This is a genomic window from Pseudomonas sp. TUM22785 (genome assembly GCF_028198105.1).
Taxonomy (GTDB): Bacteria; Pseudomonadota; Gammaproteobacteria; order Pseudomonadales; family Pseudomonadaceae; genus Metapseudomonas; species Metapseudomonas solani.
Map to the genome: position 1 here is coordinate 3,137,826 of NZ_CP116239.1, position 25,121 is coordinate 3,162,946.

Sequence of the window (25,121 nt, forward strand, 5' to 3'; positions counted from 1 at the left end):
CCGGTGTTCAAAGACGTATAAAACCACCCTGGGTGTCGTATGTGGGAGGATGCCTGTCTTGATGTTGATTGTTTTGCTGAGGTGCTGAATTGTCTGTTCTGCTTTTGGGAGTGAGGTTGACCAGATTTAGGGTGAGCCTGATTGCCCTCTCGGTCATCGCTGTATTGACTGTTTTATGGGGGCGATACAATCCGCTTCCCAATGATGAATTCTACATCCGGCACTTCGAATTGAATCGTGCGGAGATTGAGGCACTGGTCTACGAATATAGGCATCGAACTGAGCGTGGTCGTGGTCCGTGGGTGCGACAGGATGAGAATCGCAAGCGCCTTGTTGCTGCTGGGTTAAGGCAGATTGGTGAGACATTTCCAATGTGGACCAGTAGGCCCTATTCAAGGCTGTTTTACCGGAGGTTACTTCAGGATGATGCGTTTCGCGAGGCGGAGTGCGGTCAGTTACTGCAGCGGTGTCACTCTATAATTGTGGATGTCGGTGCTGAAGGGAATGAGAAAGAAGGTTTCGCTTTGATTCTCTTGGGTTCAGGTTTTTCTCTTGTTCAGAAAACGCTTGTGTACTTCCCAGTTGTGCCCAGGGTTGAGGAAGGACGCCTCCTGCTGCCCGTTCATACTTACCCTGTTGATGATAGTTCTCGGCTATTTGAATCTCTTGATGATACGCCTCCAGACTGGAGTCGGGGGGAATGTGTTTACAGGATGATAGAGCAAAATTGGTTTATTAGATTTTGTAGCGTTGGGGTTTGAAGTCGGAAGGTGCAACCCGATTGGATTTGGCTGACGCCAGTGTGTCTTTTTGAGGCCGAGCACGTAGGAGGCGCATGTTTATTGGTTTTGGACGTCCCAGGCTTACCGCTCCTCCACGGCTTCTTCTTCCTTTGATGGGGCTGGTGTTTTTCTTGCCATTTTCAGGCGTTCTGTTTGCAGCGAAAGCTCACCTGGATAAGGCGTCGATCACTGAAGAAGTGCCCCACAGAAATGCCTTCTATTCGGACATCAGGAAAACGGTCCTGGTGAAGGGCGGGGCGAAGATCAAGACCCTTTTGTCAACGAAGCGGCCAGCGGGTTTTTATCAACTGGCGGGTGTTCGGGACGAAGCGCTTTGTGCCGAGTTCCTGGAGGACATGAACAAAGAGGGTGTATCGGCGGGCAATCTCTTTGAGTGGCTCTCCAGCTCCAGTCGCAGGTTGGCGTTCCAGCCACTGGAAGAGTCCAGGGCGATGCCTGAATGGACGGGGGTGGAGCGCGCCTTGGAGTACGTGTCGATGGACGTGGATGGCGATGGGTCGATTGAGCAGATCTACAGGAGGACTGGAATTATCCGGGAGCATGGCACTCAGCAGTTGATGATCACGGATGAGGCCCTTCATGAGAGGCCTGACAAGCTGCTCCCATATGGTCCTGATTGCTTGAAGTGGCAAGGCAAGAGAGGCAGGTGTGGCACCGCAGCCGGGCTTATTCAGCATGTAATGAATCTACCGGCGAACAGCAGGCTGGCGGAGGAATGGGTTTCCACCCGGCAGGATCCGATTGGACAGGCCACGGGTGATGCGCAGTCCGGGCAGTCGATATATGGGCGGCAGAGGAATCGCCTGATTAGAAATGTCGGGCTGGGGTCCAGCGCCTATTGGGCGGTGTACAGGCTCCACAAGGGGCCGGTCTTTGTGTCTGTCCCGACGCGTACCTTTGCTCCGCCTGAGGTTTTCGTATTTTCAATGCACCGAAACGGCCCGCCTGAGTTGCAGTGCATTGTCATGCCTGTTGCCTGGGAGAAGTGAAGTGGCTATGACGACAGCGTCGCGTGCCCGGAATGTTGGAAGTGGAGAGCGTGGCACCTGCCTGCTCATGCTTTTATTGGCTTCGCATTGGTTGCATGCGGAAAGGAAAGGCCTGCGACCCATACTCCCGAGTACCGGGCGGCGCATGGGATCGTCGAGGGGGCGGCCAATACCATTGAAGTCAGCGGAGTGTCATTCCGAATACCGAACGACGTGGAGTTTGACGTGTATTCGTCTGAGGACATCCGCCCTGGCAAGGCCGATGAGTTGAGCTTGCTGCTCTTCATCGACCAGGCGGGCATTCACAAGGGAAATCCCGTTCCAACCGCTCGGAACAGCAGGGTCATGGTCGATATCCTGAAAATGGGTGATCCCAACGGAAAGACCTATTTCGAGGCCGAGAAGGAGGAAGCCGAGACACCAGTTGCCCGTCCAGCGCTGGGCCTTATCGAATATCCCCTGAAAGGGCCTGCCGCAGAGGCTGAATACTCAGGAGCCTATGTCTATGTGCCAGCGGATGGGTCGCGCGGAAATGGCAGGGAGTTCTTTTGCAGTGTGGCCCGGCCGAAGGACCCAGTCCTGAGAAACGGTGATTGCAACGCGTACTACTACCTGGGTTCAGGGCTGCAGGTTCGGGTTCTCTTCGAGTACAGCGCACTGGTGAGTTGGCAAGTCATCATGGAAACGGTCCGCAGGGAAGTGGATGGCATCCAGATTTGAAGGGGGCACGAATCGTGAGTAGGGATTACACGCTGAGGGAGACGGGTCGAATGCCGCCACGCATGGCGTTGCTCACCCTTGCATGGGCGCTTTGTGGAGCGAGTCAGGCCCGAGACGCTGAAGGCGAGATCGAGGGCTGCTTCAACCTGAGCAATGATCAGGTCGTGGCGTGCATCGAACCGCTTCATCAACGCTCGGAAGACGAACTCGATGCAACGGTGCAAGGCATTCGCGCTCGTTTGAAGGTGGACCTTCAACTATTTGACGCGGCCCAACGTGCCTGGCTGGAGTTCCGCAGCCGCGAATGTGCCGTTCAGTCAGTTGCGGCACGGGGTTATCGCGACCCGGAGAGGCAGAAGGCAGTGTTTCTCAAGGCTTGCCAGGTGGAATTGAATAATGCGCGTATTCAGGGGCTCAGGCGGCTCCAGTTGTACTGTGACAGTTGCCTGCACTAGATCGATGAACCCTGCATTCACGCCCGGTTCGTCAGGAAGTGAAAAGCATGTTCTGCAAGGCTGGCTGGAGCCAGCGCTGTACCTTTGATCAAGGATGACCGATGTCAGCATCAACTCTCCGATTCGAAAAACGACTGCTTGCTGCCGTACTGGCTGTCGTATTTGTCCTGCTCCTGTCCCTCGCCGCTTACGCCTTGAACCGGGTCCATCGCCTCGATGAGGGCATCTGCATGGCGCTGGATCGTGCCCTCAGCCCCGCGGAGCATCGCCAGGCCTTGCTGCGCAACCTGGTGCGCCTCGCAATGGAGAACAGCCGCACCCATGACGAGTACCTGGGCGGGCAGAAGCTCAAGACCGGTGTCATCCGCAATCCGCCGCGCTATGACTTCCCGGCGCTCATGGAGGCGTTCTCGCACAACGACCGCTCGTTCGAGGCGAATTTTTCCATCGAGCCGATTGCGCCGCGGCGCCCCGGCTTCGACCCGCGTAGCCTGCATGAGCCCTACGTGCTGGTGAGCTACCGGACAGATGACTCAGGCGGCGCCAGCCTCCTGGATACCCGCCGCGTAGAAAGGCTCGACCCGGTCGCCGCGGCGAAGCTGGACTACAGCCCGAGCCTTTATGAACGGTTCCGTGGCTTCGGTCGGCACTTCTATCGCGTGAGCTACACCTTCCTCGATACGGATTGCTGCGACAGTGCGCATGCCGGCGAGCCGCACCCGGACTACCTCGCAAGAAAACGCCGCGAATACTGGGAATGGCAGGAGTCCTTCGACCGTGGCCTGGTCGACCACCAGTGGAGTGTCGCAGCCTCGAACTGCGGTGAGGTACTGACCGAGGAGGATGAGACGGGAGCCGGGACGCGTGATGCCAGACGGCTGTTCTGATTCATTGCCGGCCCGGGGTTTAAAGCGCTATACAGCGGCCCTGATTTACTTCTGCACTCGAACTCTCGATACAAGGATGTTCCATGCGCTTTACGCCGTTGCTTTGTCTTCCCCTGATGCTTTTGCTCGGCGCCACACAGGCCGCCGAAGAGCCAGCACGCCCGGCGCTGGTAAGGCCCTGGTTCACCCCGGTGCTGGCCGAAGGCAAGGGTGCTCTCTGCGATGAGGCCATCAAGGCTGCCAAGGCCCATTTCCTGTCGCCGAAGCGCTGGGCGTCGTTCGAGCTGCCTGGGGCGGAGCACGTGCAGCCTTGGGGCGATGATCTTGCCGATGCGAAGGGGCCGATCCACGTTCAGGTGTATACCCATAGCGGTTTTGGCAGCGCATGCGAACGCTATCAGTACGTGGCAAGCCGAGGGCCTGAGCCGAGCCGGGAGCATCTGGAAGCGATGGCCAAGGGCCCACCCGCCCCAGCTGCCGACATCGCGCTGTTCAAGGGCGCGGATAAGCAACTGTTCAGCATTGCCAGCGGTATCGATGGAGAGCCCGATACGGTCGAGATCAACCGGCTCAACGATGACCTGACCTGGACGGCTTGCCGGATCAGCACAGCTCCAGCGGCGGACAGGGTGGCGGATATCGTTCCTGCCGAACTGCGTGCGTCGGTCTACGCGCTGAGCGCCCGCACATCGAATATGAGGCAAGGGGCGGGAAGCTGGTGCGGCAGCATGCGGACCCACGAGCGCTGGAGCGAGCGTATCGGGACCAGGCTGCAGGAGGTCTATTACCGGCCCTGGGCAGTGCGGGATGATGCCGATGACAGCTATGGCTCCTACGAGCAGGACCTGAGCAACCTGCAGCTCTGGGCGGCCACGGGTGTTGCCGAGTACAAGGCGTACCGGGTCTTTCTACAGCAGATGACCAGCAGTCAGGCGGCAATGGCGGCGTTCTACCAGCGGCGCTTCGGCTGGAACGATGGACAGGCCCGTACCATGGCTCGCCAGGCACTGGAGGGAGCGATCAGCAGCGGCATCCGCTTCTACATGTACGAACCCTTTCCCAAGGACGAAACCGCCCTGCGCAACGCCATCCTCGCCCATCGCCCTATGGACGAGATCCGCGCCATCGAAGGCCAGGTCCGTGACCTGTCCATCGCCATCGAATACCCCGCGGCGCTCGAGTACCTGATCGAGCGGGGCACCGACGTCAACCAGGCCAACGCCTTCGGCAAGACGGCGCTGATGTACGCCGCGCACTACGATCAGCCCGAATCCGCGCGCATCCTGCTGGAGCAGGGTGCCAACCCCAATGCGGTGACCGTCATCCCAGAGGACGACTGCTACTACAGCATCACCACCCGCAACATGACCGCACTGCACTATGCGGCACGCTACGCCTCGCCAGCATTGGTGAGGCTGCTGGTGAACAACGGGGCCGAGCCCTTCATCCAGGCCCATCGCGAGGGGGAGGAGGGGAGTACGCCGCTGGACTGGCTCAACCGATACACCGCGGCGAATGCCGAGGAGCCAAACCCGAACATCGCCCCAGCCCAGGTGGCGGAGGTCGAAGCATTGCTGCAGCCGCCTACGGACGAGGCCTTGCAGGCGCGTGCCAAGCGGCTGGTGCTGGAGGGCGAGAAGGCCTATGGCGCAGGCGACCTGAAGCTGGCGCTGCGCAAGCTGACCCTGGCGATCAATATCCAGCCTCACAACGAGCGGGCCTTGAGCGACCTGTCACTGGTGGCGCTGCGCGATGGCGATCTCGGCGTGTCCTTGCAGGCCGGGCAGGCGCTGATCGACAGCAGCAAGGACGCCAAGCTGTTGGCCAATGCCTGGTTCAACCAGGCATTGGCCTGTGACGCGTCGGGCAGTTCCTGGCCGTTCTACAACGGGACTTATTACTGCCGGGCGGGCGCGGTGTATGCCTATTACCAGGCATTGAAAGCCCACAGGACGGAAGCACGGGCGGCCAAGCTGTTGCAGGCGGTGCAAGCCGTGCCGGGCGCGACGGTGCACGGGTTGCAGTTTGATGGCGCCGAGGTGCGCATGGTGCAGAAGGACGGGCCGGATTACGCGTCCCGCTACCTCTACCTGCTGCATCCCCGCAGCCTGGTGATACCCGCCGAACGTATCGGCTGGACGCTTTCCAGCCAGAACGAGGGGACAAGGACTATCACCCCGTCACCCGCCGGGCGTGAGGAGCTGGAGGGTGATTGGACGCTGACGGTGCTGCAGAGCAAGGAGAGCGTCGATTTCAAGACCCTGTTCATCCGCCCGGCACAGACCGGCACCGCAACCCCGTAGGAGGGCTACCTCGGCCCACCCAGCCACTTCCGCTCCAGCTTCACCAGCCGCCCATCCGCGCGCACCTTCTCCAGCGCCTGCTGCCAGCGGGCGACGAGGTGGGCGTCGGTCTGCCGGGAGAAGGCGATGTAGCTGCCCTGGTGCATCACCGGCGCCACGTAGCGCAGTTGCTCGGGGGTGAGGCCTTCCTCGCGGGCCAGAGTGGCGACGCTGAGGGTGTCGGCGGCCACCAGGTCGGTACGGCCGAGGCGCAGCAGGCGCATCATCTGCTCGGGGGTGTCGACGCCGTAGAGGTTGGTGAAGCCCGCTTCCTGCAGGCGGCGGTAGACCAGCCATTTGCGCGGGGCGGCGATGCGCTGCACCTTGTGCGCCTCATCCAGGCTGGTGATGGCGGGTGTGTGGTCAGCGTGGGCGTAGAGTGCGGTCTCGACCTCCAGCAGCGGGCCCACCAGTCGGTAGTCGGCCTCGCGTTCCGGGGTGCGCAGGAGGGTGAAGACGGCCACGTCCGGGCCCTCGCGGGTGATCACCAGGGCACGCAGCAGTGGCAGGCGCTCCAGCTGGATGCTGTCACCGGTCTCCCGGGCGAGCTCGCGCACAAGGTCCACGGCGAAGCCCATCAGCTCGCCATCGCGCTCGAAATGCAGGGGCGGGTGGTTGTCGGTGAGCATGCGCAGCTCGGTGGCGCCAGCGGCCTGGATGGCAAGCGCGGCGCCGAGCAGCAAGCGGGTGAAAAAACCTTTCATGACACGGTCTCGAAAACGCTCGGGTTCAGCGTAGCCGGGCGATGCGCTACCTGACGCGATAGAGCACCACGGAGCCGAAGTCGATCAGCCGGCCAGGCTCGTAGCGCTCGATCACGACCTTCTCTTCCCAGCGCTTATTGCGGAAGGAATCGGGCTCATGAATGTAGGTCAGCAGATTGCCCTTGAGCCTGAAGCGGACGGTGATCTTCACGCGATCACGGATTTCCATGCCCTTGCGGTCCATGCGCACGGTACTGGAGCCGAACACCCAGTAGCCACGCAGGGGCGAGTCGAAGTCCAGGTCCGACCAGGTGCCCTGCAGGTCGGCCAGGGTCAGCAGCGGCGGGTTGGCCTGCTCGGCCGCCGCGTAGCTCGCCTGGATATCGTCCAGCGGCAAGGTGGCCTTGCCGGTTTGCTCCGTGCTGCTGGGAGGTGGCGGTGCGGGGTTCTCGTGGGCGATCTCTTCCTGGTTCTCCGCCGTGCCGCAGGGGCGGTCGGAGAACTGGGTGGCGCCGTTGGCGGCCTGGCATTTGTAGATGGCGGCGGAGGCCGGGGCCAGGGGCGCGAGGAGCAGGGCACAGGCGAGCAGGGCCAGGGTGAGGCTGAGGGGGGAGCGCATCGAACATCCTTGTGCTGGGGCCGCAATGGGGGGAGGAGTCTATCCACTGGCCCGGGGCAGTGACAGCCCCGGCTGCGACACTCGCACCGCTGCGCTTGCGGTGGCCTCTTGATGCAAATCAAGAAGCGCGGTGGCTGGCTGAAATCTCCTGAGGCAAGCCAGAAGAAAGCCTGAGGAGTCACCCGTATGCGTCCTATACAGATGTTAGTGCTCGGTGGTCTTACGTTCGCAGCGGCATTGCCCTGGGAGGCCACGGCGGATCCCCTGCGCGACAGGGCCGCTGCGCTGTTCAAGCCGGTACCGGCCACGGTCTCGCAGACCCAGGGGCGCACGCTCACCGAGGCGCAGATCGCCCTCGGCAAGCAACTGTTCTTCGAACCGCGCCTCTCCCGCAGCCACATCATCAGCTGCAACACCTGCCACAACATCGGCACCGGCGGGGCGGACAACGTGCCCACCTCGGTCGGCCACGGCTGGCAGAAAGGGCCGCGGAACTCACCGACGGTGTTCAACGCGGTGTTCAACGCCGCGCAGTTCTGGGACGGCCGCGCCGAAGACCTGCAAGCCCAGGCCAAGGGCCCGATCCAGGCCAGCGTGGAAATGAACAACACCCCCGAGCGCGTGGAGCGGACCCTGGCCAGCATCCCCGAGTACGTCGCGGCCTTCTCCGCAGCCTTCCCCAAGGCGGAGAAACCGGTGAGCTTCGACAACATGGCCCTGGCCATCGAGGCCTTCGAGGCGACCCTGACCACGCCCGACTCGCCCTTCGACCGCTACCTGGCGGGGGATGACAAGGCCCTGGCCGCCCAGCAGAAGGAAGGCCTGGCGCTGTTCATCGACAGCGGCTGCAGCGCCTGCCACAACGGCGTCAACTTCGGCGGCCAGGCGTACTTCCCCTTCGGCCTGGTGCGCAAACCCACCGAAGACATCCTGCCCATCGGCGACAAGGGGCGCTTCGCAGTGACCAAGACCTCCAGCGACGCCTACGTATTCCGCGCCGCGCCCCTGCGCAACATCGCCCTCACCGCACCGTACTTCCACAGCGGCCAGGTCTGGGAGCTGAAGGAGGCGGTGGCGATCATGGGCAACAGCCAGCTGGGCCGCGAACTCAAGGACAAGGAAGTGGCCGCGATCACCGCCTTCCTCCACGGGCTATCGGGGCGTCAGCCGGATGTCAGCTACCCGATCCTGCCGGCCAGCACCGCGAGCACGCCACGGCCGGAGTGACGGCGGGCCCGGCGGGCTCTAGGATGGTCGCCCCGGAGCAAGGACCCCGCCGATGGACACGCGTTACCTGATCGAGATGCTGCTGAAGCGGGATAAGGTGGACTCCTTCTCCCGCTACCCCTACGTCCTGCCGGCGGTGCGCAGCCTGGAGCGCCTGGAGTTCCACCCCAAGGTGACTTTCCTGGTGGGCGAGAACGGCTCGGGCAAGTCCACCCTGATGGAAGCCCTGGCGGTGGCCCTGGGCTTCAACCCCGAAGGCGGCACCCGCAACTTCAACTTCGGCACCCGCGCCTTCCATTCCGAGCTGCACCGTGCGTTGCGCGTCAGCCGGGGCGTGCGCCGCGCGCGGGATGGCTTCTTCCTGCGGGCCGAGAGTTTCTTCAACCTGGCCACCGAGATCGAGCACCTGGACGCCGAGCCGGCTCCGGCGCCGCCGGTGATCGACGCCTACGGCGGCCGCTCGCTGCACGAGCAGTCCCATGGTGAATCCTTCCTCGCGCTGTTGATGAACCGCTTCGGCGGCAAGGGCCTGTACCTCCTCGACGAACCCGAGGCGGCGCTCTCGCCCCAGCGCCAACTGGCCATGCTGGCGCGCATCCACGATCTGGTGAAGGACGATTCGCAATTCGTCATCGCCACCCATTCGCCCATCCTCATGGCCTACCCGGACGCCTGGATCTACCAGTGCGGGCCGGAGGGCTTCACGCTCACCGCCTACGACGACACCGAGCACGTGCAGGTCAGCCGTGGCTTCCTCGCCAACCCGGCGCGCACCCTGCGCACCTTGCTGGGGGAGGAGGGCTGAGGCCCGCCGCCTTCGGTACAGTCAGCGGCGGGCGCTCTCAGGTGCCGCCGCCCATCGCCTGCCGATACTGCCGTGGCGTAAAGCCGGTGAGCTGCTTGAACTGGCGGCTGAAGGCGCTGTGGTCGGTGTAGCCGCATTGCAGGGCGACGTCGGTGATGGGCAGGTCGGTCTGCAGCAGGCGGTGGGCGTGCTCCAGGCGGGCCTTGCTGATCATCTGCCGGGGCGTGAGGTGGAACACGCGCTTGCAGTGGCGCTCCAGCTGGGCGACGGAGAGCCGGGCGATGCGGGTGAGGGTCTCCAGGGTGATGGGCTCGTGGAAGTGCGTGCGGATGTGCTCGTCCACGGCGGCCAGGCGTTCGTAGGCGGGGTGGCTGGCGCTGGCCGATTGCAGGTCCACCGAGATGCCCACCAGGCCGATCACCTGCCCGGCGCGGTCGTGCAGGGGGCGTTTGTGGGTCAGGCACCAGCCGGGTTCGCGGCTGCCGTACAGGTGCAGCTCCAGCTGGTCTTCCAGCACCTGGCCCTGTTCCAGCACGCGGCGGTCCTGCTCGGTGTAGCCGGGGCCGAGCTGGGCGGGGAAGACCTCCGCGCTGGTCTTGCCCAGTAGCGGTTGCAAGGCCTTCAGGCCGCAGCGCTGGACCAGGGTGCGGTTGGCCAGCAGATAACGCGCCTGGGTGTCCTTGATGAAGATCGCCGCATTGGGGATCGCATCCAGCATCGGCAGCAGCAGCCGCGCGCTGGCCAGCAGTGCGTCCATGCTCTCGGGGCGTTCCAGCCCCTCTTCGGCGAAGAGTCCTTCCAGCGGGTTCTGCGGCATCGTCCGGCCTCCCAGTGCACGCGAGACGGCAGGTTGCCGCAGGCGGCCAGGGCCTGTCGAGCCTTGCCCGGTCATTGCGCCAACTGTGCCGATTTCGTCATGGGAACCGAGGAAATGCATCAAGCCCGCAGGCGTCCGGGCGGGCCAACCTATGGCCGTTGCAGACCTCGGGGCGCCGTCGCACCGGTTCGTCTCCGTGCCTGATTCGTCGCCAGGCCCCGGCGCTGCACAGGGATCTCTCCAGCCCATCCAATAACGCACAAGAAGGCTACGCCATGTCTGGAAAGTTCAAGAAACAGCTGTCCCTGACGGACCTCACCTTCATCGGCCTTGGGGCCATCTTCGGCTCCGGCTGGCTGTTCGCCGCCAGCCACGTCTCCGCCATCGCCGGCCCGGCGGGGATCATCTCCTGGTTCATCGGCGGCTTCGCCGTGCTGCTGCTCGGCATCATCTACTGCGAACTGGGCGCGGCGCTGCCCCGTGCCGGTGGCGTGGTGCGCTACCCGGTGTTCTCCCACGGCCCGCTGCTGGGCTACCTGATGGGCTTCATCACCCTGATCGCCTTCTCCAGCCTGGTGGCTATCGAGGTGGTCGCTTCCCGCCAGTACGCGGCGGCCTGGTTTCCGGGGCTGACCGAGGCCGGTTCGAGCAACCCGACACTCAGCGGCTGGCTGGTGCAGTTCGGCCTGCTGTGCCTGTTCTTCTGGCTCAACTACCGCAGCGTCAAGACCTTCGCCCGGGCCAACAACCTGGTCAGCGTGTTCAAGTTCATCGTGCCGCTGCTGGTCATCGGCGTGCTCTTCGCCTTCTTCAATCCGGAGAACTTCCAGGCCCAGGGCTTCGCCCCCTTCGGCCTCTCGGGCATCGAGATGGCGGTCTCCGCCGGCGGCATCATCTTCGCTTACCTGGGGCTCACGCCGATCATCTCGGTGGCCAGCGAGGTGAAGAACCCGCAGCGCACCATCCCCATCGCGCTGATCCTCTCGGTGCTGCTCTCCACCGCCATCTACGTGCTGCTGCAACTGGCCTTCCTCGGCGCCGTGCCGACGGAAATGCTCGCCAACGGCTGGGCCGGCATCTCCAAGGAGTTCGCCCTGCCGTACCGGGACATCGCCCTGGTCCTCGGCATCGGCTGGCTGGCCTACCTGGTGGTGGCCGACGCAGTGGTCTCCCCCAGCGGCTGCGGCAACATCTACATGAATGCCACGCCCCGGGTCGTCTATGGCTGGGCAAAGACCGGCACCTTCTTCCGCCTCTTCACCCGCATCGATGAACAGTCCGGCATCCCGCGCCCGGCGCTGTGGCTGACCTTCGGCCTGTCGGTGTTCTGGACCCTGCCGTTCCCCTCCTGGGAGGCGCTGATCAATGTCGTCTCCGCGGCGCTGATCCTCAGCTACGCCGTGGCCCCGGTCACCGTCGCTGCGCTGCGGCGCAACGCCCCCGGCATGCCGCGGCCGTTCCGCGTCCGGGGCATGGCGGTGATGGGGCCGCTGTCCTTCGTCATCGCCGCGCTGATCGTCTACTGGTCGGGCTGGAACACCGTGTCCTGGCTGCTCAGCCTGCAGATCCTGATGTTCGTCATCTACCTGCTGTGCCGCCGCTTCGTGCCCACCGAGCACCTGAGCCTGGCCCAGCAGGTGCGCTCGTCCGCCTGGCTGATCGGCTTCTACGCCGTGACCCTGCTGCTCTCCTGGCTCGGCAGCTTCGGTGGCCTGGGCCTGCAGGCCCACCCCTTCGACACCCTCGCCGTGGCGGCCTGCGCCACCGCGATCTACTACTGGGGCGCGGCCACGGGCGTGCCGGCCGAGCTGATCATCCTCAGTGGCGAGGATGAAAGCGAGGAGGCCGCCGACACCGAGCAGGGCCTGCAACCGGCCGCGGCCCCCAGCCAGGCCCTGTCCTGATAGCCGCAAGAAGGAGTACGGATATGAGCGAGCTCATCAACCTCAGCCTCGAGCAGGTCCATGACCTGGCCCTGCGCACGCTGATCGGCAACGGCATGGGCGAGGATCACGCCCGGGCCATCGCCGACACCATCACCCAGGGGCAGCGCGACGAGTGCCACTCCCATGGCCTCTACCGCGTGCTGGTGTGCGTGCACTCGCTGCGCTCCGGCAAGGTCGACCCGAACGCCCGGCCGACCCTGAGCCGGCCGGCACCGGCCATCGTCAGCGTCGATGCCCACCGCGGCTACTCGCTGCTGGCCCTGCAGACCGGGCTGCCGCTGCTGGTGGAGCAGGCCCGCGAGCTGGGCGTCGCCGCCTTGGTGATCCGCAACTGTTTCCACTTCTCCGCGCTCTGGCCGGAGGTGGAAGCCATCGCCGCTGAAGGGCTGGTGGGCCTGGCCATGACCCCCAGCCACGCCTGGGTGGCGCCGGAGGGCGGCAGCCAGGGCGTGTTCGGCACCAACCCGCTGGCCTTCGCCTGGCCGCGCGCGGGGCGCGAACCCTTCGTCTTCGACTTCGCCACCAGCGCCATCGCCCGGGGCGACATCGAGCTGCACGCCCGCCAGGGCAAAGCCATTCCCCTGGGCTGGGGCCTGGATGCCGAAGGGCGGCCCAGCACCGACGCCCGCGCCGTGCTGGAAGGCGCCATGCAGACCTTCGGCGGGCACAAGGGCTCGGCCCTCGCCGCGATGATCGAGCTGATGGCCGGCGCGCTGATCGGCGACCTCACCAGCGCCGAATCGCTGGCCTTCGATGCCGGCGCCGGGGCCACGCCCTGCCATGGCGAACTGCTGCTGGCCTTCGACCCGGCGCGCTTCCTCGGCGGCGCCCTGGAGGAGGGGCAACGCCGCGCCGAGCAGTTGTTCGCCGCCATCACCGGGCAGGGCGCACGCCTGCCTTCGCAACGTCGCTTCGATGCCCGCCAGCGCAGCGCGCGTGACGGCGTCTGGGTGGCGAAAACCCTGCTGGATGATATCGAGCGGCTGGCGGCCTAGCGCCCCGGCCACCCACCTGTCTCCCTGAATGGAACCGCCCATGAAGCGCATACATGTGATCGACTCCCACACCGGCGGCGAACCCACGCGCCTGGTGATGGACGGCTTTCCCGAACCCGTCGGCCGCACCCTGGCCGAGCAGCGCGACAGCCTGCGCGAGCACCACGACCACTGGCGCCGCGCCTGCCTGCTGGAGCCGCGCGGCAACGATGTGTTGGTGGGGGCGCTGCACTGCCCGCCGCTGTCGCCCGGCGCCACCTGCGGGGTGATCTTCTTCAACAACGCCGGCTACCTCGGCATGTGCGGGCACGGCACCATCGGCCTGGTCGTCTCCCTGCACCACCAGGGGCTGATCGACCCGGGCGAGCACCGCATCGACACCCCGGTGGGCACCGTCAGCGCCACCCTCCACGAGGATGGCCGCGTGACCATCTGCAACGTGCCGTCCTACCGCTATCGCACCCAGGTGCCGGTGGAGGTGCCCGGCCACGGCACCTTCCTGGGCGATATCGCCTGGGGCGGCAACTGGTTCTTCCTCGTCGCCGAGCACGGCCAGCGCCTGCAGCTGGACAACGTCGAAGCCCTCACCGCCTTCACCTGGGCGATGCTCAGGGCCCTGGAGGCGCAAGGCATCCAGGGCGAAGGCGGCGCGCTGATCGACCATGTCGAGCTGTTCGCCGAGGACGAACACGGCGACAGCCGCAACTTCGTCATGTGCCCGGGCAAGGCCTACGACCGCTCCCCCTGTGGCACCGGCACCAGCGCCAAGCTGGCGTGCCTGGCGGCCGACGGCAAGCTGGCCCCGGGTGAGACCTGGGTCCAGGCCGGCATCACCGGCAGCCGCTTCGAGGGCCGCTACGAATGGGAGGGCGAGCGCATCCGCCCCTTCATCACCGGGCGCGCCCATATCACCGCCGACTGCGTCCTGCTCATCGACGAACAGGACCCCTTCGCGTGGGGCATCTGAACCCGCGCGCGCCTCTCCATTTCCCTGCACCAAGGAGCAGAACCATGAGTCACGACATCTTCACCGGTTGCATCCCCGCCCTGATGACACCCTGCACCGCCGCCCGCCAGCCGGACTTCGACGCCCTGGTCGCCAAGGGCCGTGAGCTGGTCGAGCTGGGCATGAGCGGGGTGGTGTACTGCGGCTCCATGGGTGACTGGCCGCTGCTCAGCGAGGCCCAGCGCCAGGAGGGCGTGGCGCGCCTGGTGCAGGCCGGCGTGCCCACGGTGGTCGGCACCGGCGCGGTCAACACCCGCGAGGCGGTCGCCCACGCCGCGCACGCCGCCAAGGTGGGCGCCCAGGGCCTGATGGTGATCCCGCGCCTGCTGTCCCGCGCCGCTTCGCCCGCCGCACAGAAGGCGCACTTCGCCGCCGTGCTCGGTGCCGCGCCGCAGTTGCCCTCGGTGATCTACAACAGCCCCTACTACAGCTTCTCCACCCGCGCTGAGCTGTTCTTCGAGCTGCGTAGCCAGTTCTCCAACCTGATCGGCTTCAAGGAGTTCGGTGGCGCCGAGGCCATGCGCTACGCCGCCGAACACATCACCTCCCGCGACGACGAGGTCATCCTCGTCGCCGGCGTCGACACCCAGGTGTTCCACGGCTACGTCCACTGCAATGCCGCCGGCACCATCACCGGCATTGGCAACGTGCTGCCCCGCGAAGTGCTGCAGCTGGTGGCCCTGAGCCGGCAAGCCGCTGCGGGCGACACCCGTGCGCGGCGCCTGGCCCTGGAGCTGAGCGAGGCACTGGACGTGCTCTCGTCCTTCGACGAGGGCTGCGACCTGGTGCTGTTCTACAAGTACCTGATGGTGCTCAACGGCGACCGCGAATACAGCCTGCACTTCAACGAGAGCGACGCCCTCAGCGACGCCCAGCGTCGCTACGCCGAGCAGCAGTACGCGCTGTTCCGCCAGTGGTATGCCAGCTGGTCGGTGGAACAAAACCTCGTCTGACCCAGGCGCCGCTGCGCAGCCCCTGCGTAGCGGCGCCCCGCACAACAGGAAGCACCATGACACTCACAGGCAACATGCTGATCGGCCGCCAGGCCGTGGCCGGTCGCGGCGCGGCCATCCGTGCCATCGACCCCGCCACCGGCGCCGTGCTGGAGCCCGCCTACCCGGGCGGCAGCCCGGCACAGGTGGAACAGGCCTGCGTATTGGCCCGGGAAGCCTTCACCGCCTACCGGGAAACCTCGCCAGCGGCACGCGCGGCGTTTCTCGACACCATCGCCGAGGAGATCGAAGCACTGGGGGATGCGCTGATCGAGCGCGCGGTGGCTGAAACGGGCCTGCCCCTGGCACGCATCCAGGGCGAGCGTGGCCGCACCTGCCAGCAGCTGCGCACCTTCGCCCGCACCCTGCGCGCCGGTGAATGGCTGGACGTGCGGATCGACAGCGCCCAGCCGCAACGCCAGCCCCTGCCATGCCCGGACCTGCGCCAGCGCCAGGTGGCCCTGGGGCCGGTGGCGGTGTTCGGCGCCAGCAACTTCCCCCTGGCCTTCTCCGTGGCCGGTGGTGATACCGCCTCGGCGCTGGCGGCCGGCTGCCCGGTGGTGGTCAAGGCCCACGGCGCCCACCCGGGCACCAGCGAGTGGGTGGGGCGGGCGGTGGCCCGCGCAGTGGAGCGCTGCGCGATGCCCGAGGGCGTGTTCTCGTTGCTGTACGGTGCCGGCCACGAGGTGGGCATCGCCCTGATCAGCGACCCGCGCATCAAGGCCGTCGGCTTCACCGGCTCGCGCAGCGGTGGCCTGGCCCTGTGCCAGGCGGCCCAGGCGCGGCCGGAGCCGATCCCGGTGTATGCGGAAATGAGCGCGATCAACCCGGTGTTCCTGTTCCCTGCTGCCCTGCACGCCCGGAGCGAGGCGTTGGCCGAAGGCTTCGTCGCCTCGCTGACCCAGGGCGCCGGGCAGTTCTGCACCAATCCGGGCCTGCTCATCGCCCAGCGGGGCGAGGCGCTGGATGCCTTTGTCGCCGCCGCCACCGGGCAACTGGAGAAGAGCCCGGCGCAGACCATGCTGACGCCGGGCATTTTCGATGCCTTCGCGTCCGGCGTCGGCGCCTTGGCCCGGCACACCAAGGTGCGCCAGGTGGCCAGCGGGCAGCCGGGTGATGGACCCAACCGCTGCCAGGCGCAGCTGTTCGTCACCGAGGCCGACGCCTTCCTCGCCGACCCGGCGCTGCAGGCGGAAATCTTCGGTGCCGCCGGGCTCATCGTGCAGTGCCGGGATGCGAGGCAAGTGCGGGCCATCGCCGAGCACCTCGAAGGCCAGCTCACCGCCACCCTGCACCTGGACGAAGCGGACCACTACGCCGCCCGGGCCCTGCTGCCGACCCTGGAGCTGAAGGCCGGCCGCGTGCTGGTCAACGGCTGGCCCACCGGCGTCGAGGTGGGCGATGCCATGGTTCACGGCGGCCCCTTCCCGGCCACCTCCGATGCTCGCAGCACCTCGGTGGGCACCGCGGCCATCCAGCGCTTCCTGCGGCCGGTCTGCTACCAGGGCTTCCCGGATGCGCTGCTGCCCACGGCGCTCCGGCAGGGCAACCCGCTGCAGCTGCGCCGCCTGCTCGATGGCCAGCGGGAGGCGTAGCGCCATGGGCAATCATCCCGCTTCGGACGCGATCGATATCGCGGTGGTCGGCGCCGGCATCATCGGCGTCGCCTGCGCCTTGCAACTGGCGCGGCAGGGCAAGCGCGTGCGGGTCCTGGATCCGCAGGAGCCGGGGCAGGGCGCCTCGTTCGGCAATGCCGGGCACCTGGCCACCGAGCAGGTCTTCCCCATCGCCGACCTGTCGATCCTCACGCGCCTGCCGGCCATGCTCATGGACCCGATGGGCCCGCTGCGCCTCGACTGGAAGTACCTGCCCCAGGCGCTGCCCTGGTTCCTGCGCCTGCTGCTCAACCTGCGCGCTGCGCCCTTCCAGCGCACCGTGGCCGGCCTGCGCGGGCTCAATGAGGCCAGCCTGGAGGCCTGGCAACGGCTGCTGGCCAGCATCCAGCGCCCCGACCTGCTCAAGGTGGACGGTTCGTTGCTGGTGTATGAGCGCGAGGAATCCCGCCGGGCGCTGCAGCAGGTGCAGGCGCGCATGGCCGGGCAGGGCGTGCCGCTGGAGTTCTGGGAGGGCGCCGCCGTGCACGCGGCGGCGCCCCAGTTGAGCGAGCGCATACACGGCGGGCTGTTCTTCCCTCGCACCGGGCACTTCATCGACCCGCATCGGGTGGTTCGTGAACTGGCGGCGGCCGCCGAAGGGCTGGGCGTGCGCTTCGTGCGCCAGCGGGTGCACGGTGGCCATCTTCTCGCGGATGGCGTGGCGCTGAGCACCGATGCAGGCAGTGTGCAGGCGCGCCAGGTGCTGGTGGCCTGTGGCGCCCACTCGGCCCCGCTGACCGCCAGCCTCACGGGCAAGCAGGTGCCCCTGGACACCGAGCGCGGTTATCACCTGATGCTGCCCCACGAGCACGGCCGGCTGCCCTTCGCCGTCACCTCGCTCGAGCGCCGCTTCATCATGACGCCCCTGGCCGACGGCCTGCGCCTGGCCGGCACCGTGGAGTTCGCCGGCCTGGTACGCCCCGCCAACATGGAGCGTGCCTGGCAGCTGCACCGCCTCAGCCAGGGGCTGTTCCGCGACGAGCTGGACACCGCAGGCGCCAGCCCCTGGATGGGCTTCCGTCCCTCGCTGCCGGACTCGTTGCCGATCATCGACCGGGTGGGCGAGGGTCGCGTCCTGCTCGCCTTCGGCCACCAGCACCTCGGGCTGACCCAGGCCGCCGTCACCGCCGAGTACATCGGCCAACTGGCCGAGGGGCAGGCCATGGCGGGGCTGGAGGCTTACCGGCTGGGGCGCTTCGCGAGCTAGTGCGCCCGGCTGCTGGCGCATGGGGCCTGGGGCCCCCAGAATGGCGGGCCTCTGCACAGGAGCTTCGCCATGGACGACCTTTTCCCTAATCCCTTCCTGCTGGCCGGTGGTGCCCTGAGCGCCATCGCCGCGCTGCTGCACATGGGCTGCATCCGCTACGGTGCGCCCTGGTATCGCTTCTTCGGGGCCGGTGAGCGCATGGCGCGCCTGGCCGAGGCCGGCAGCCCGGTGGCCACGCTGGTCACCCTGGCCATCGCCACGGTGCTGGGGCTCTGGGCGCTCTACGCGCTGCTGGCCGGGCTCGGCCTGCCACTTCCCCTGACACGGCCGGTGCTGTGCCTGGTCACCGCGGTGTACCTGCTGCGGGGGCTCGGCGGGCTGTTGCTGGTCAAGCGCGGGCTGGGCCGCAGCGCCGCCTTCTGGCTGTGGAGCTCGGCCATCTGCCTGACGCTGGGCGGGCTGCACCTGGTGGGGCTTTCGCAGGTGTGGAGCGCGATCCAGGGGACCTGACCCGCGAGCCCGCTGCCCGCCGGTGATTGCATCGTAGGGGCATGCCGGCCCCAGTTGCAGGACGGGTGTGAACGCGCCGTGCGCCTGTGCCTGCGCCTGTGCGCCCGATCACGGCCAGCCCTTGCGCCTGCTGCCTGCGCCTTCCCCTGGCGGCGATGAGGGGCTCGGCCCGGACTCCATCGTCCCGCATTCCCGCGTGCTAGAACGCCCCGTCGACACTCACAGAGGGAATGACGGGATGAATCGCTTATCCATCAGGCAAAAGATCCTCCTCCTGGCCCTGGTGCCGGTCCTGGCACTGGCCACGATCAGCGCCTGGCTGTTCGTATCCCAGGCCCGTGAGCTGCGCGACATGAGCCGCGACGATCTGCGCGAGTCGTTGCTGGCGGCCAAGCGCGAGCAATTGGCCAACTACATGGAGCTGGCCCTGAGCGCCGTGGCGCCATTGGCCAACGGCGGCTCGGCAGCGGGCCGCGAGCGCATCAAGGAGGCGCTGCGCAGCCTGCGCTTCGATGGAGGCAACGGCTACTTCTTCGCCTACGACAGCCAGGGCGTGCAGGTGATGAGCGCCGACAACCCCGCCCGTGAAGGCACGGGCTACTGGGACTCCACCAGCCCCGAAGGCCGTCATCTGGTGCGCGAATACGTCGAAGCCGGCGCCGCCGGTGGCGGCTACGTGGAATACGGCTGGGCACGGCCCGGCGAGGAAGAGCCCTCGCCGAAGCTCGCCTACGTGGTGCCGATGCCCGACAGCGACTGGGTCCTGGGCACCGGCTTCTACATCGACGACCTGGAAACGCAGCTCGCCGAGCTGGAGCGGGAGTTCGCCGGTGCCGTGCGCCTGAGCCTGATCCGCAGCGCCGCATGTGCCGCCATCCTGCTGGTGCTGATCGCCACCCTGGCGACCCTGCTGGCACGCAGCATCCATCGGCCCCTGGACCAGGCGGTGCGGACCATGGAAAACATCGCCCGGGGCGAAGGCGACCTGACCCGCCGCCTGGACCCTTCCACCGGCCACGAGCTCGGGACCCTGGCGCGAGCGTTCAACCACTTCGCCGAGCAGGTCGGCCAACTGGTGCGGCAGACGCGCTCGTCCGCCGCCACCCTGGGGGCCGCCAGCGAGGAGCTGGGGGCCTTCATGGAGCAGACCGGTCAGGGCATCGCCAGCCAGCACGTGGAGAGCGACCAGTTGGCCACCGCCATGGAACAGATGTCGGCGGCGGCCCTGCAGGTCGCCAGCAGTGCGGCCGGCGCGGCGCAGGCGGCCCAGGCAGCCGAGGACCAGGTACAGGGCGCGCAGGGCCTGGTGCGTAGCGCCGCCGAGGTGATCGACGGGCTGGAGGGACAGGTGGAAAGCGGGGTCGAGATCATCCGCCGGCTGGGCAGCGAATCCGAGGGTATCGGCAGCGTGCTGGATGTGATCCACGGCGTCGCCGAGCAGACCAACCTGCTGGCACTCAACGCCGCCATCGAAGCCGCGCGTGCCGGTGACCAGGGACGCGGCTTCGCGGTCGTCGCCGATGAGGTGCGCACGCTGGCGGGGCGTACCCAGAGCAGCACAGCGGAGATCCAGGAAATGATCGGTCGCCTGCAGGCCGGCGCCCGCGAGGCCATCGCTGTCATCGGCCAGATCCGTGGCGGTAGCGCCCGGGCCGTGGTGGAGGTGGGCCGGGTCGGCCAGGCCCTGGAGGCGGTCGTCGAGGCGACTACCACCATCAACGGCATGAACGCGCAGATCGCCGCTGCGGCGGAAGAGCAGACCCAGGTCTGCGAATCCATCAATGCCAACGTGCACCAGATCGCCGCCATCGCCGAACAGACCGCCGCCGGCTCGCGCACCGCCAGCGACATCACCCAGCGCCTGGGTGAGATGGCCGGTGGCTTGCAACAGCTCGTGGGGCGTTACCGAGCCGATTGAGGGGGAGGCGCGCGCGTTGCCGCCGCTATCGGCCGTGCATCCTTCGCGGCCTGGTGTTGGGGCTACCCGAGCGGGGCCGGCTATCGCGCTCCCTGCTCAGGCGTCCGCAAGCGAGACCAGCCGCTCGAGTTGGTCTTTCGCCGGCATGTAGGTGGACGAGAGCATCATCCGCTCCCAGCTGAGCATCTTCTCGGTCGCCTGGCGCTGGGCCATCGGCGAGATGTCGAAGGTCACCGAATAGCGCAGGTCGAACAGCAGCGACCAGAGTTCGGCGGGTGACTCGATGCCATCGATATGAGCGATCAGCTGCTTGTGGATCTTGCTGACCTGGGCCTTGATGTCGCTGCTCTTGTCGCCGACCGGCAGCAGTTCCCGGGCCTTGGCCCTGCACGCCTGCATGCGCTGGTGGTTGGTCGTTGAAGCCGGGTCGGTGTCGCTGTCCGTATGGCTTTCGCGTAGGTAGGTGGCGAAGAGATCGAGGTTCTTGCGCACGATCTCGATGGCCTTGTTGGTATCGGCCCGGCCCGCCACCAGGTTCACCGGCGCGCTGTTCAGGTACTTGGCGATATAGAGCATCACATCCTTGCTGTTCTTGGGGATGCGCTTGAGGCTCCGCGACTGCAAGGGCTCGATCAACACCTCGTAGAGCTTCTTGGCATCCGATCCGTACGCCTGGTTGATGGCACTGAAGACACGCTCGGCGTTCTTCCTGATCGACTGGCTCCAATGCACCATGTGGCGCCTGTCCTCGATGTCGCCCTGGCTCGAGCGCTGGTTGACCTTGATGCGCTTGGCGTTGGTGGTCCAATCCGGGCGGCCGGTCACCTTGACGTCTCCGGAGACGGGGTCGATATGGACTCTCAGCTTGCTCTTGGTTTTCTGCGGGCCTCTTGGCATGGGCGTTCCTCCCTGATGAATGCTGCAAGAGACTAGATCAGAAAGGCGCTTCTGCACCTGCCTTCAGTCCGACGTCGAGTCACCCGGCCCAGGGCTGGCGGTTGCGCCGGGCCAGGGCTTCGATGGCGCGGACCCCGGCCTGCATCTTCAGCACCGCCGAGGAGTTGGCCGAATGCACGGCGATGCGTGGCGGCACGAAGCCGTGCAGGGCCACGGCTTCCTCGATCCACAGGATCACGTCGTAGCCGGTGCCGCGTTCGTCGTCGCCCAGGTCGTGGTCCAGGCTCAGCTCGCTGACACTGCCCGTCTTCAATAGCTCGATCACCTCGTCCGGCCACCAGGTGCGGACCCAGCCGTCGGGGGTGGTGCGTTCGTCGTCCAGATAGACCTTCATCGCCTCAGGCTCCTGTTGCCCAGCTGTAGAGCAGCCAGGTGTCGCGGGTTTCGCAGAAATAGAGCTTCTCGTTCCAGCTGTCCTGCAAGGCCAGCGCCGGCGCGATCAACGGCTCGGGGAGGATAGGGGTGGCCAGCGGTTGCGGCTGGCCGTCGCGGAAGATGCCCCAGCGGTCACTGTGATAAGGGCGGCCGGTATCGGCATGCCGCGCCAGGATGGCGCTGCGGATGGTGTCTCCCAGGCTGGTGATCTCCAGGGTCGCCTTGTCGATATCGACGCGAGTGGGCTGGGCGTTGGCGAGCTCTGGGAGCAGCCAGCGCTCCATCAGGTCGCCGACATGCGCCGGAGTCGTCTCCTCCAGCGCCCATTCTTCCACCTGGTGCAGCTCGCGATTGAGCAGTGCGATCAGGGCCTGGGCGGGCGTTGCGGCCTGCGCCTTGCCGCAGTGATAGAGCCTGGCGTCACAGAGGCCTTCATCCCGGGTACGGAATTCCAGCACCTCCACAGGGGTGGCCAAGGCGTGCAGAAGGTGCTGGTGCATCAGGCCGGGCGCGGCCAGCAGTTCCTCCACCAGGGAGCGGTCCAGATTCGATTCCATTCAGCGTGCAGCCAGCCGGGAGTGTGCGGGGTTGCGAAGTTTATCTTGCGCTGCATCCCGCTTCACGCATTGCGTCTAAATCCCCACCGTCGCCCATCGTCTCCTCTGCACAAGGCCGAGAAGCGCCACAAGCGCACGGCCCGGAGCTTGATGCCACTTTATCGAGGGTCGAAGGATGCAAGCCGCTACCAGCCTGCCGCTGTCCGCCGCAGAAGAAGAGACGCTCTACCAGTTCGAGGAGACGCCGCTGCTGGCCCGCCAGAAGCAGCAGGAGTCCAATGCCCGCAGCTACCCCCGGCGCATCCCCCTGGCGCTCAAGCGTGCGCGCGGGCTCTATGTTGAGGACGTGGAAGGCCGCACCTTCATCGATTGCCTGGCCGGTGCCGGCACCCTGGCCCTGGGCCACAACCACCCGGTGGTGATCGATGCCATCCGCCAGGTGCTGGCCGACGAGCTGCCCCTGCACACCCTGGACCTCACCACCCCGGTGAAGGACCAGTTCGTCCAGGACCTCTTCGGCCTGCTGCCCGAGGGCCTGGCCCGCGAGGCGAAGATCCAGTTTTGCGGCCCCACCGGGACCGATGCCGTGGAAGCCGCGCTGAAGCTGGTGCGCACCGCCACCGGGCGCAGCACCATCCTCTCGTTCCAGGGCGGCTACCACGGCATGAGCCAGGGCGCCCTGGGGCTGATGGGCAACCTGGGGCCGAAGAAGGCCCTGGGCGCGGTGCTCGGCAACGGCGTGCAGTTCGCCCCCTATCCCTACGATTACCGCTGCCCCTTCGGCATCGGTGGTGAGGCCGGCGTGCGCGCCAACCTGCACTACCTGGAGAACCTGCTCAGTGACCCGGAGGCCGGCGTGCTGCTGCCCGCCGCCGTGATCGTCGAAGCGGTGCAGGGCGAGGGCGGCGTGGTGCCGGCGGACATCGAATGGCTGCGCGGCCTGCGTCGCATCACCGAAAAGGCCGGTGTGGCGCTGATCGTCGACGAGATCCAGAGTGGCTTCGGCCGCACCGGCAAGATGTTCGCCTTCGAGCATGCCGGCATCATCCCCGACGTGGTGGTGCTGTCCAAGGCCATCGGTGGCAGCCTGCCGCTGGCGGTGATGGTCTATCGCGAATGGCTCGACGTCTGGGGTCCGGGCGCCCACGCCGGCACCTTCCGGGGCAACCAGATGGCCATGGCTGCCGGCTCGGCGGTGTTGCGCTACCTCAAGGAGCACGACATCCCCGGTCACGCCGCCGCCATGGGCGAGCGCCTGGTCGGTCACCTGCGCGAGCTGCAGCGCGACTACCCGCAGCTGGGCGACATCCGTGGCCGCGGGCTGATGCTCGGCGTCGAGCTGGTGGACCCGTCCGGCCCGCGCGACGCCCTCGGCCACCCCCCGACCTTCAACGCCCTGGCCTCGCGCCTGCAGGCGCAGTGCCTGAAGCGAGGGCTGATCCTCGAACTGGGTGGTCGCCATGGCAGCGTGGTGCGCTTCCTGCCGCCGCTGATCATCACCGCCGAACAGGTGGACGAAGTCGCCCGCCGCTTCGGTCGGGCACTGGCGGCCGCGCTGCGGGATTGAGTCGCCCATCCCGCCGCTGAAGCGTCCGTCTTCCCCGAGGCGCCCCGTCATGGGCGCCTCATTCATTTCGAGCAGACCCCATGGCATTCGTATTCGATCGTGACGACCGGCTGTTCCGGGTGCGGCACCGCGCCGTCTGGCGCGCCCGCAAGGCGATTCCCGTCGGTTGGTACCTCGCCGGCAAGGGCCGCCTGGCGGGCTGAATGGCGCCTTCTTCGTTGCGGCTGATCTGCCTGCCGTTCTGTGGTGCCAGCGCACAGGTCTATCTGCGATGGCAGCGGCACCTGCCGGCCTGGCTGGAGCTTCACCCGCTGGAGTTGCCGGGTCGTGGCGAGCGTGCGGAAGAGCCCGCGCAGACCGATATCGTCGGGCTGGCGCGGCAACTGGCCCGTGAGCTGGAGCCGGCGTTGCGCCATGGGCGCTATGCGGTGTTCGGGCACGGGCTCGGGGCCTTGCTGGCTTGCGAGTTGCTGCATGTCCTGAGGGCGCGGGGGCTGCCGATGCCCCGCTGCCTGTTCGTCTCGGGAGCGGCTGCGCCCGCGCGTCGGGAGGAGTGCGGTGCCAGCCTGTTCCACCTGGGGCATGACCCGGCCCCTGTCACCGGCATCAGCGGGTCGATGGTGCTGCCTCTCCTGCGCGCCGATTACCTGCTTTGCGTCGGCCACCGGCCCAGGCCGCGCACGCCGCTGGATTGCCCGATCCATGTGCTCTCGGGGGTCGATGACCGGATCACCCGCGCCCAGCTCCGCGCCTGGGGCGATGAGACCTCCGCCACCCTCGAGCTGCGCCAGTTCGAGGGTGGCCACTTCTATTTCCACACCCTGGAAGCGGAGGTGCTGGGCTACCTGCGCAACGTCCTCGCCGCCAGGGTCGAGCGGCGGCGTTCAGGGGTCGGTCGCGCCCTGTCCTGGTAAGCCTCCCGCAGCGGGAGCGCACGAAGATGCCCCTGGGCGGCCAATTGCTTGATGCCTATGGAAATCCGCCCGTCCCGCGCCTTTGCCGGCGGGGCTGGCAGCGCTAATTTTCCGCGCCTTCCATCCGTTTTCCATGGACGACCGAGCCTTGAAC

25 protein-coding genes are annotated in these 25,121 nt (G+C 66.8%); 19 read left to right on the forward strand and 6 right to left on the reverse strand.

The window, feature by feature from the left end:
* Positions 1 to 131: 131 nt before the first annotated feature.
* The 6 genes from PI990_RS14535 to PI990_RS14560 all read left to right on the forward strand — a co-directional run bounded on the left by PI990_RS14535 (position 132) and on the right by PI990_RS14560 (position 6,157).
* A complete protein-coding gene (locus tag PI990_RS14535; protein WP_236232474.1) occupies positions 132 to 761 on the forward strand; it encodes a hypothetical protein in 630 nt (209 codons plus the stop codon).
* A gap of 74 nt (positions 762 to 835) precedes the next feature.
* Positions 836 to 1,792, forward strand: a complete 957-nt coding sequence (locus tag PI990_RS14540) for a hypothetical protein (RefSeq protein WP_271661068.1) — start codon at positions 836 to 838, stop codon at positions 1,790 to 1,792.
* A gap of 225 nt (positions 1,793 to 2,017) precedes the next feature.
* The gene (locus PI990_RS14545; RefSeq protein WP_271661069.1) at positions 2,018 to 2,512 is read left to right on the forward strand and encodes a hypothetical protein; all 495 of its coding nucleotides are present in this window, start codon (positions 2,018 to 2,020) and stop codon (positions 2,510 to 2,512) included.
* A gap of 50 nt (positions 2,513 to 2,562) precedes the next feature.
* Positions 2,563 to 2,967 (forward strand): lysozyme inhibitor LprI family protein, encoded by a 405-nt coding sequence (locus PI990_RS14550; RefSeq protein ID WP_271661070.1) that lies wholly within the window; start codon positions 2,563 to 2,565, stop codon positions 2,965 to 2,967.
* Positions 2,968 to 3,068: 101 nt separating this feature from the next.
* Positions 3,069 to 3,854: a hypothetical protein gene (locus tag PI990_RS14555; RefSeq protein WP_271661071.1), complete on the forward strand. Its 786-nt coding sequence runs from the start codon at positions 3,069 to 3,071 to the stop codon at positions 3,852 to 3,854.
* An 83-nt stretch (positions 3,855 to 3,937) separates the two neighbouring features.
* Positions 3,938 to 6,157: an ankyrin repeat domain-containing protein gene (locus tag PI990_RS14560; RefSeq protein ID WP_271661072.1), complete on the forward strand. Its 2,220-nt coding sequence runs from the start codon at positions 3,938 to 3,940 to the stop codon at positions 6,155 to 6,157.
* Positions 6,158 to 6,162: 5 nt separating this feature from the next.
* Here the strand turns inward: PI990_RS14560 and PI990_RS14565 are convergent, their stop codons facing one another.
* Positions 6,163 to 6,900, reverse strand: a complete 738-nt coding sequence (locus PI990_RS14565) for a substrate-binding periplasmic protein (protein WP_271661073.1) — start codon at positions 6,898 to 6,900, stop codon at positions 6,163 to 6,165.
* Positions 6,901 to 6,946: 46 nt separating this feature from the next.
* A complete protein-coding gene (locus PI990_RS14570) occupies positions 6,947 to 7,519 on the reverse strand; it encodes a DUF4124 domain-containing protein (RefSeq protein ID WP_271661074.1) in 573 nt (190 codons plus the stop codon).
* Positions 7,520 to 7,705: 186 nt separating this feature from the next.
* Here PI990_RS14570 and PI990_RS14575 point away from each other — a divergent pair, with 186 nt between their 5' ends.
* Entirely contained in the window at positions 7,706 to 8,746 is a 1,041-nt protein-coding gene (locus PI990_RS14575) for a cytochrome-c peroxidase (protein WP_271661075.1), read from the forward strand.
* A 52-nt stretch (positions 8,747 to 8,798) separates the two neighbouring features.
* Positions 8,799 to 9,551: an AAA family ATPase gene (locus PI990_RS14580; protein WP_271661076.1), complete on the forward strand. Its 753-nt coding sequence runs from the start codon at positions 8,799 to 8,801 to the stop codon at positions 9,549 to 9,551.
* Between the two features lie 37 nt (positions 9,552 to 9,588).
* On the opposite strand, the gene PI990_RS14585 is transcribed toward PI990_RS14580, so the two are convergent.
* Complete coding sequence (locus tag PI990_RS14585; protein WP_271661077.1) at positions 9,589 to 10,368, reverse strand: AraC family transcriptional regulator; 780 nt, start codon at positions 10,366 to 10,368, stop codon at positions 9,589 to 9,591.
* A gap of 275 nt (positions 10,369 to 10,643) precedes the next feature.
* Between PI990_RS14585 and PI990_RS14590 the strand changes: the two genes are divergently transcribed.
* From PI990_RS14590 to PI990_RS14625, 8 genes are all read left to right on the forward strand, one after another.
* Entirely contained in the window at positions 10,644 to 12,272 is a 1,629-nt protein-coding gene (locus tag PI990_RS14590) for an APC family permease (RefSeq protein ID WP_271661078.1), read from the forward strand.
* Between the two features lie 23 nt (positions 12,273 to 12,295).
* Positions 12,296 to 13,309 carry an Ldh family oxidoreductase gene (locus tag PI990_RS14595; protein WP_271661079.1) on the forward strand — a complete coding sequence of 338 codons (1,014 nt, stop codon included), beginning with the start codon at positions 12,296 to 12,298 and terminating at the stop codon, positions 13,307 to 13,309.
* Positions 13,310 to 13,349: 40 nt separating this feature from the next.
* Positions 13,350 to 14,276: a 4-hydroxyproline epimerase gene (locus PI990_RS14600; protein ID WP_271661080.1), complete on the forward strand. Its 927-nt coding sequence runs from the start codon at positions 13,350 to 13,352 to the stop codon at positions 14,274 to 14,276.
* 44 nt (positions 14,277 to 14,320) lie between these two features.
* On the forward strand, positions 14,321 to 15,268 hold the full coding sequence (locus tag PI990_RS14605; RefSeq protein WP_271661081.1) for a dihydrodipicolinate synthase family protein: 948 nt from the start codon (positions 14,321 to 14,323) through the stop codon (positions 15,266 to 15,268).
* Positions 15,269 to 15,324: 56 nt separating this feature from the next.
* The gene (locus PI990_RS14610) at positions 15,325 to 16,902 is read left to right on the forward strand and encodes an aldehyde dehydrogenase (NADP(+)) (protein ID WP_271661082.1); all 1,578 of its coding nucleotides are present in this window, start codon (positions 15,325 to 15,327) and stop codon (positions 16,900 to 16,902) included.
* A gap of 4 nt (positions 16,903 to 16,906) precedes the next feature.
* On the forward strand, positions 16,907 to 18,169 hold the full coding sequence (locus tag PI990_RS14615) for an NAD(P)/FAD-dependent oxidoreductase (RefSeq protein WP_271661083.1): 1,263 nt from the start codon (positions 16,907 to 16,909) through the stop codon (positions 18,167 to 18,169).
* A gap of 69 nt (positions 18,170 to 18,238) precedes the next feature.
* Positions 18,239 to 18,679: a hypothetical protein gene (locus PI990_RS14620; RefSeq protein WP_271661084.1), complete on the forward strand. Its 441-nt coding sequence runs from the start codon at positions 18,239 to 18,241 to the stop codon at positions 18,677 to 18,679.
* Between the two features lie 238 nt (positions 18,680 to 18,917).
* Positions 18,918 to 20,597, forward strand: coding sequence for a methyl-accepting chemotaxis protein (locus PI990_RS14625; RefSeq protein WP_271661085.1), 1,680 nt, complete (start codon positions 18,918 to 18,920; stop codon positions 20,595 to 20,597).
* A gap of 96 nt (positions 20,598 to 20,693) precedes the next feature.
* Here the strand turns inward: PI990_RS14625 and PI990_RS14630 are convergent, their stop codons facing one another.
* The 3 genes from PI990_RS14630 to PI990_RS14640 form a co-directional block, all read right to left on the reverse strand.
* A complete protein-coding gene (locus PI990_RS14630) occupies positions 20,694 to 21,494 on the reverse strand; it encodes a hypothetical protein (protein WP_271661086.1) in 801 nt (266 codons plus the stop codon).
* Positions 21,495 to 21,573: 79 nt separating this feature from the next.
* Positions 21,574 to 21,888 (reverse strand): cyclic-phosphate processing receiver domain-containing protein, encoded by a 315-nt coding sequence (locus PI990_RS14635; protein WP_271661087.1) that lies wholly within the window; start codon positions 21,886 to 21,888, stop codon positions 21,574 to 21,576.
* Positions 21,889 to 21,892: 4 nt separating this feature from the next.
* On the reverse strand, positions 21,893 to 22,486 hold the full coding sequence (locus PI990_RS14640) for a hypothetical protein (RefSeq protein WP_271661088.1): 594 nt from the start codon (positions 22,484 to 22,486) through the stop codon (positions 21,893 to 21,895).
* Positions 22,487 to 22,661: 175 nt separating this feature from the next.
* Here PI990_RS14640 and PI990_RS14645 point away from each other — a divergent pair, with 175 nt between their 5' ends.
* The 3 genes from PI990_RS14645 (at position 22,662) to PI990_RS14655 (ending at position 24,967) form a co-directional block, all read left to right on the forward strand.
* Complete coding sequence (locus PI990_RS14645; RefSeq protein WP_263403701.1) at positions 22,662 to 24,053, forward strand: aspartate aminotransferase family protein; 1,392 nt, start codon at positions 22,662 to 22,664, stop codon at positions 24,051 to 24,053.
* 80 nt (positions 24,054 to 24,133) lie between these two features.
* Entirely contained in the window at positions 24,134 to 24,256 is a 123-nt protein-coding gene (locus tag PI990_RS14650; protein WP_271661089.1) for a hypothetical protein, read from the forward strand.
* The gene (locus PI990_RS14655; protein WP_271661090.1) at positions 24,257 to 24,967 is read left to right on the forward strand and encodes a thioesterase II family protein; all 711 of its coding nucleotides are present in this window, start codon (positions 24,257 to 24,259) and stop codon (positions 24,965 to 24,967) included.
* The last annotated feature ends 154 nt before the right edge of the window (positions 24,968 to 25,121 follow it).

What these genes read in the sequence shown, in the direction of transcription:
- PI990_RS14605 (WP_271661081.1), top strand. Translation starts at nt 14,321, where the DNA reads ATGAGTCACGACATCTTCACCGGTTGCATCCCCGCCCTGATGACACCC.
- PI990_RS14590 (WP_271661078.1), top strand. Translation starts at nt 10,644, where the DNA reads ATGTCTGGAAAGTTCAAGAAACAGCTGTCCCTGACGGACCTCACCTTC.
- PI990_RS14615 (WP_271661083.1), top strand. Translation starts at nt 16,907, where the DNA reads ATGGGCAATCATCCCGCTTCGGACGCGATCGATATCGCGGTGGTCGGC.
- PI990_RS14580 (WP_271661076.1), top strand. Translation starts at nt 8,799, where the DNA reads ATGGACACGCGTTACCTGATCGAGATGCTGCTGAAGCGGGATAAGGTG.
- PI990_RS14610 (WP_271661082.1), top strand. Translation starts at nt 15,325, where the DNA reads ATGACACTCACAGGCAACATGCTGATCGGCCGCCAGGCCGTGGCCGGT.
- PI990_RS14585 (WP_271661077.1), bottom strand. Translation starts at nt 10,368, where the DNA reads ATGCCGCAGAACCCGCTGGAAGGACTCTTCGCCGAAGAGGGGCTGGAA.
- PI990_RS14625 (WP_271661085.1), top strand. Translation starts at nt 18,918, where the DNA reads ATGAATCGCTTATCCATCAGGCAAAAGATCCTCCTCCTGGCCCTGGTG.
- PI990_RS14595 (WP_271661079.1), top strand. Translation starts at nt 12,296, where the DNA reads ATGAGCGAGCTCATCAACCTCAGCCTCGAGCAGGTCCATGACCTGGCC.
- PI990_RS14655 (WP_271661090.1), top strand. Translation starts at nt 24,257, where the DNA reads ATGGCGCCTTCTTCGTTGCGGCTGATCTGCCTGCCGTTCTGTGGTGCC.
- PI990_RS14645 (WP_263403701.1), top strand. Translation starts at nt 22,662, where the DNA reads ATGCAAGCCGCTACCAGCCTGCCGCTGTCCGCCGCAGAAGAAGAGACG.
- PI990_RS14560 (WP_271661072.1), top strand. Translation starts at nt 3,938, where the DNA reads ATGCGCTTTACGCCGTTGCTTTGTCTTCCCCTGATGCTTTTGCTCGGC.
- PI990_RS14630 (WP_271661086.1), bottom strand. Translation starts at nt 21,494, where the DNA reads ATGCCAAGAGGCCCGCAGAAAACCAAGAGCAAGCTGAGAGTCCATATC.
- PI990_RS14650 (WP_271661089.1), top strand. Translation starts at nt 24,134, where the DNA reads ATGGCATTCGTATTCGATCGTGACGACCGGCTGTTCCGGGTGCGGCAC.
- PI990_RS14565 (WP_271661073.1), bottom strand. Translation starts at nt 6,900, where the DNA reads ATGAAAGGTTTTTTCACCCGCTTGCTGCTCGGCGCCGCGCTTGCCATC.
- PI990_RS14575 (WP_271661075.1), top strand. Translation starts at nt 7,706, where the DNA reads ATGCGTCCTATACAGATGTTAGTGCTCGGTGGTCTTACGTTCGCAGCG.
- PI990_RS14640 (WP_271661088.1), bottom strand. Translation starts at nt 22,486, where the DNA reads ATGGAATCGAATCTGGACCGCTCCCTGGTGGAGGAACTGCTGGCCGCG.
- PI990_RS14570 (WP_271661074.1), bottom strand. Translation starts at nt 7,519, where the DNA reads ATGCGCTCCCCCCTCAGCCTCACCCTGGCCCTGCTCGCCTGTGCCCTG.
- PI990_RS14635 (WP_271661087.1), bottom strand. Translation starts at nt 21,888, where the DNA reads ATGAAGGTCTATCTGGACGACGAACGCACCACCCCCGACGGCTGGGTC.
- PI990_RS14540 (WP_271661068.1), top strand. Translation starts at nt 836, where the DNA reads ATGTTTATTGGTTTTGGACGTCCCAGGCTTACCGCTCCTCCACGGCTT.
- PI990_RS14600 (WP_271661080.1), top strand. Translation starts at nt 13,350, where the DNA reads ATGAAGCGCATACATGTGATCGACTCCCACACCGGCGGCGAACCCACG.
- PI990_RS14550 (WP_271661070.1), top strand. Translation starts at nt 2,563, where the DNA reads ATGCCGCCACGCATGGCGTTGCTCACCCTTGCATGGGCGCTTTGTGGA.
- PI990_RS14620 (WP_271661084.1), top strand. Translation starts at nt 18,239, where the DNA reads ATGGACGACCTTTTCCCTAATCCCTTCCTGCTGGCCGGTGGTGCCCTG.
- PI990_RS14555 (WP_271661071.1), top strand. Translation starts at nt 3,069, where the DNA reads ATGTCAGCATCAACTCTCCGATTCGAAAAACGACTGCTTGCTGCCGTA.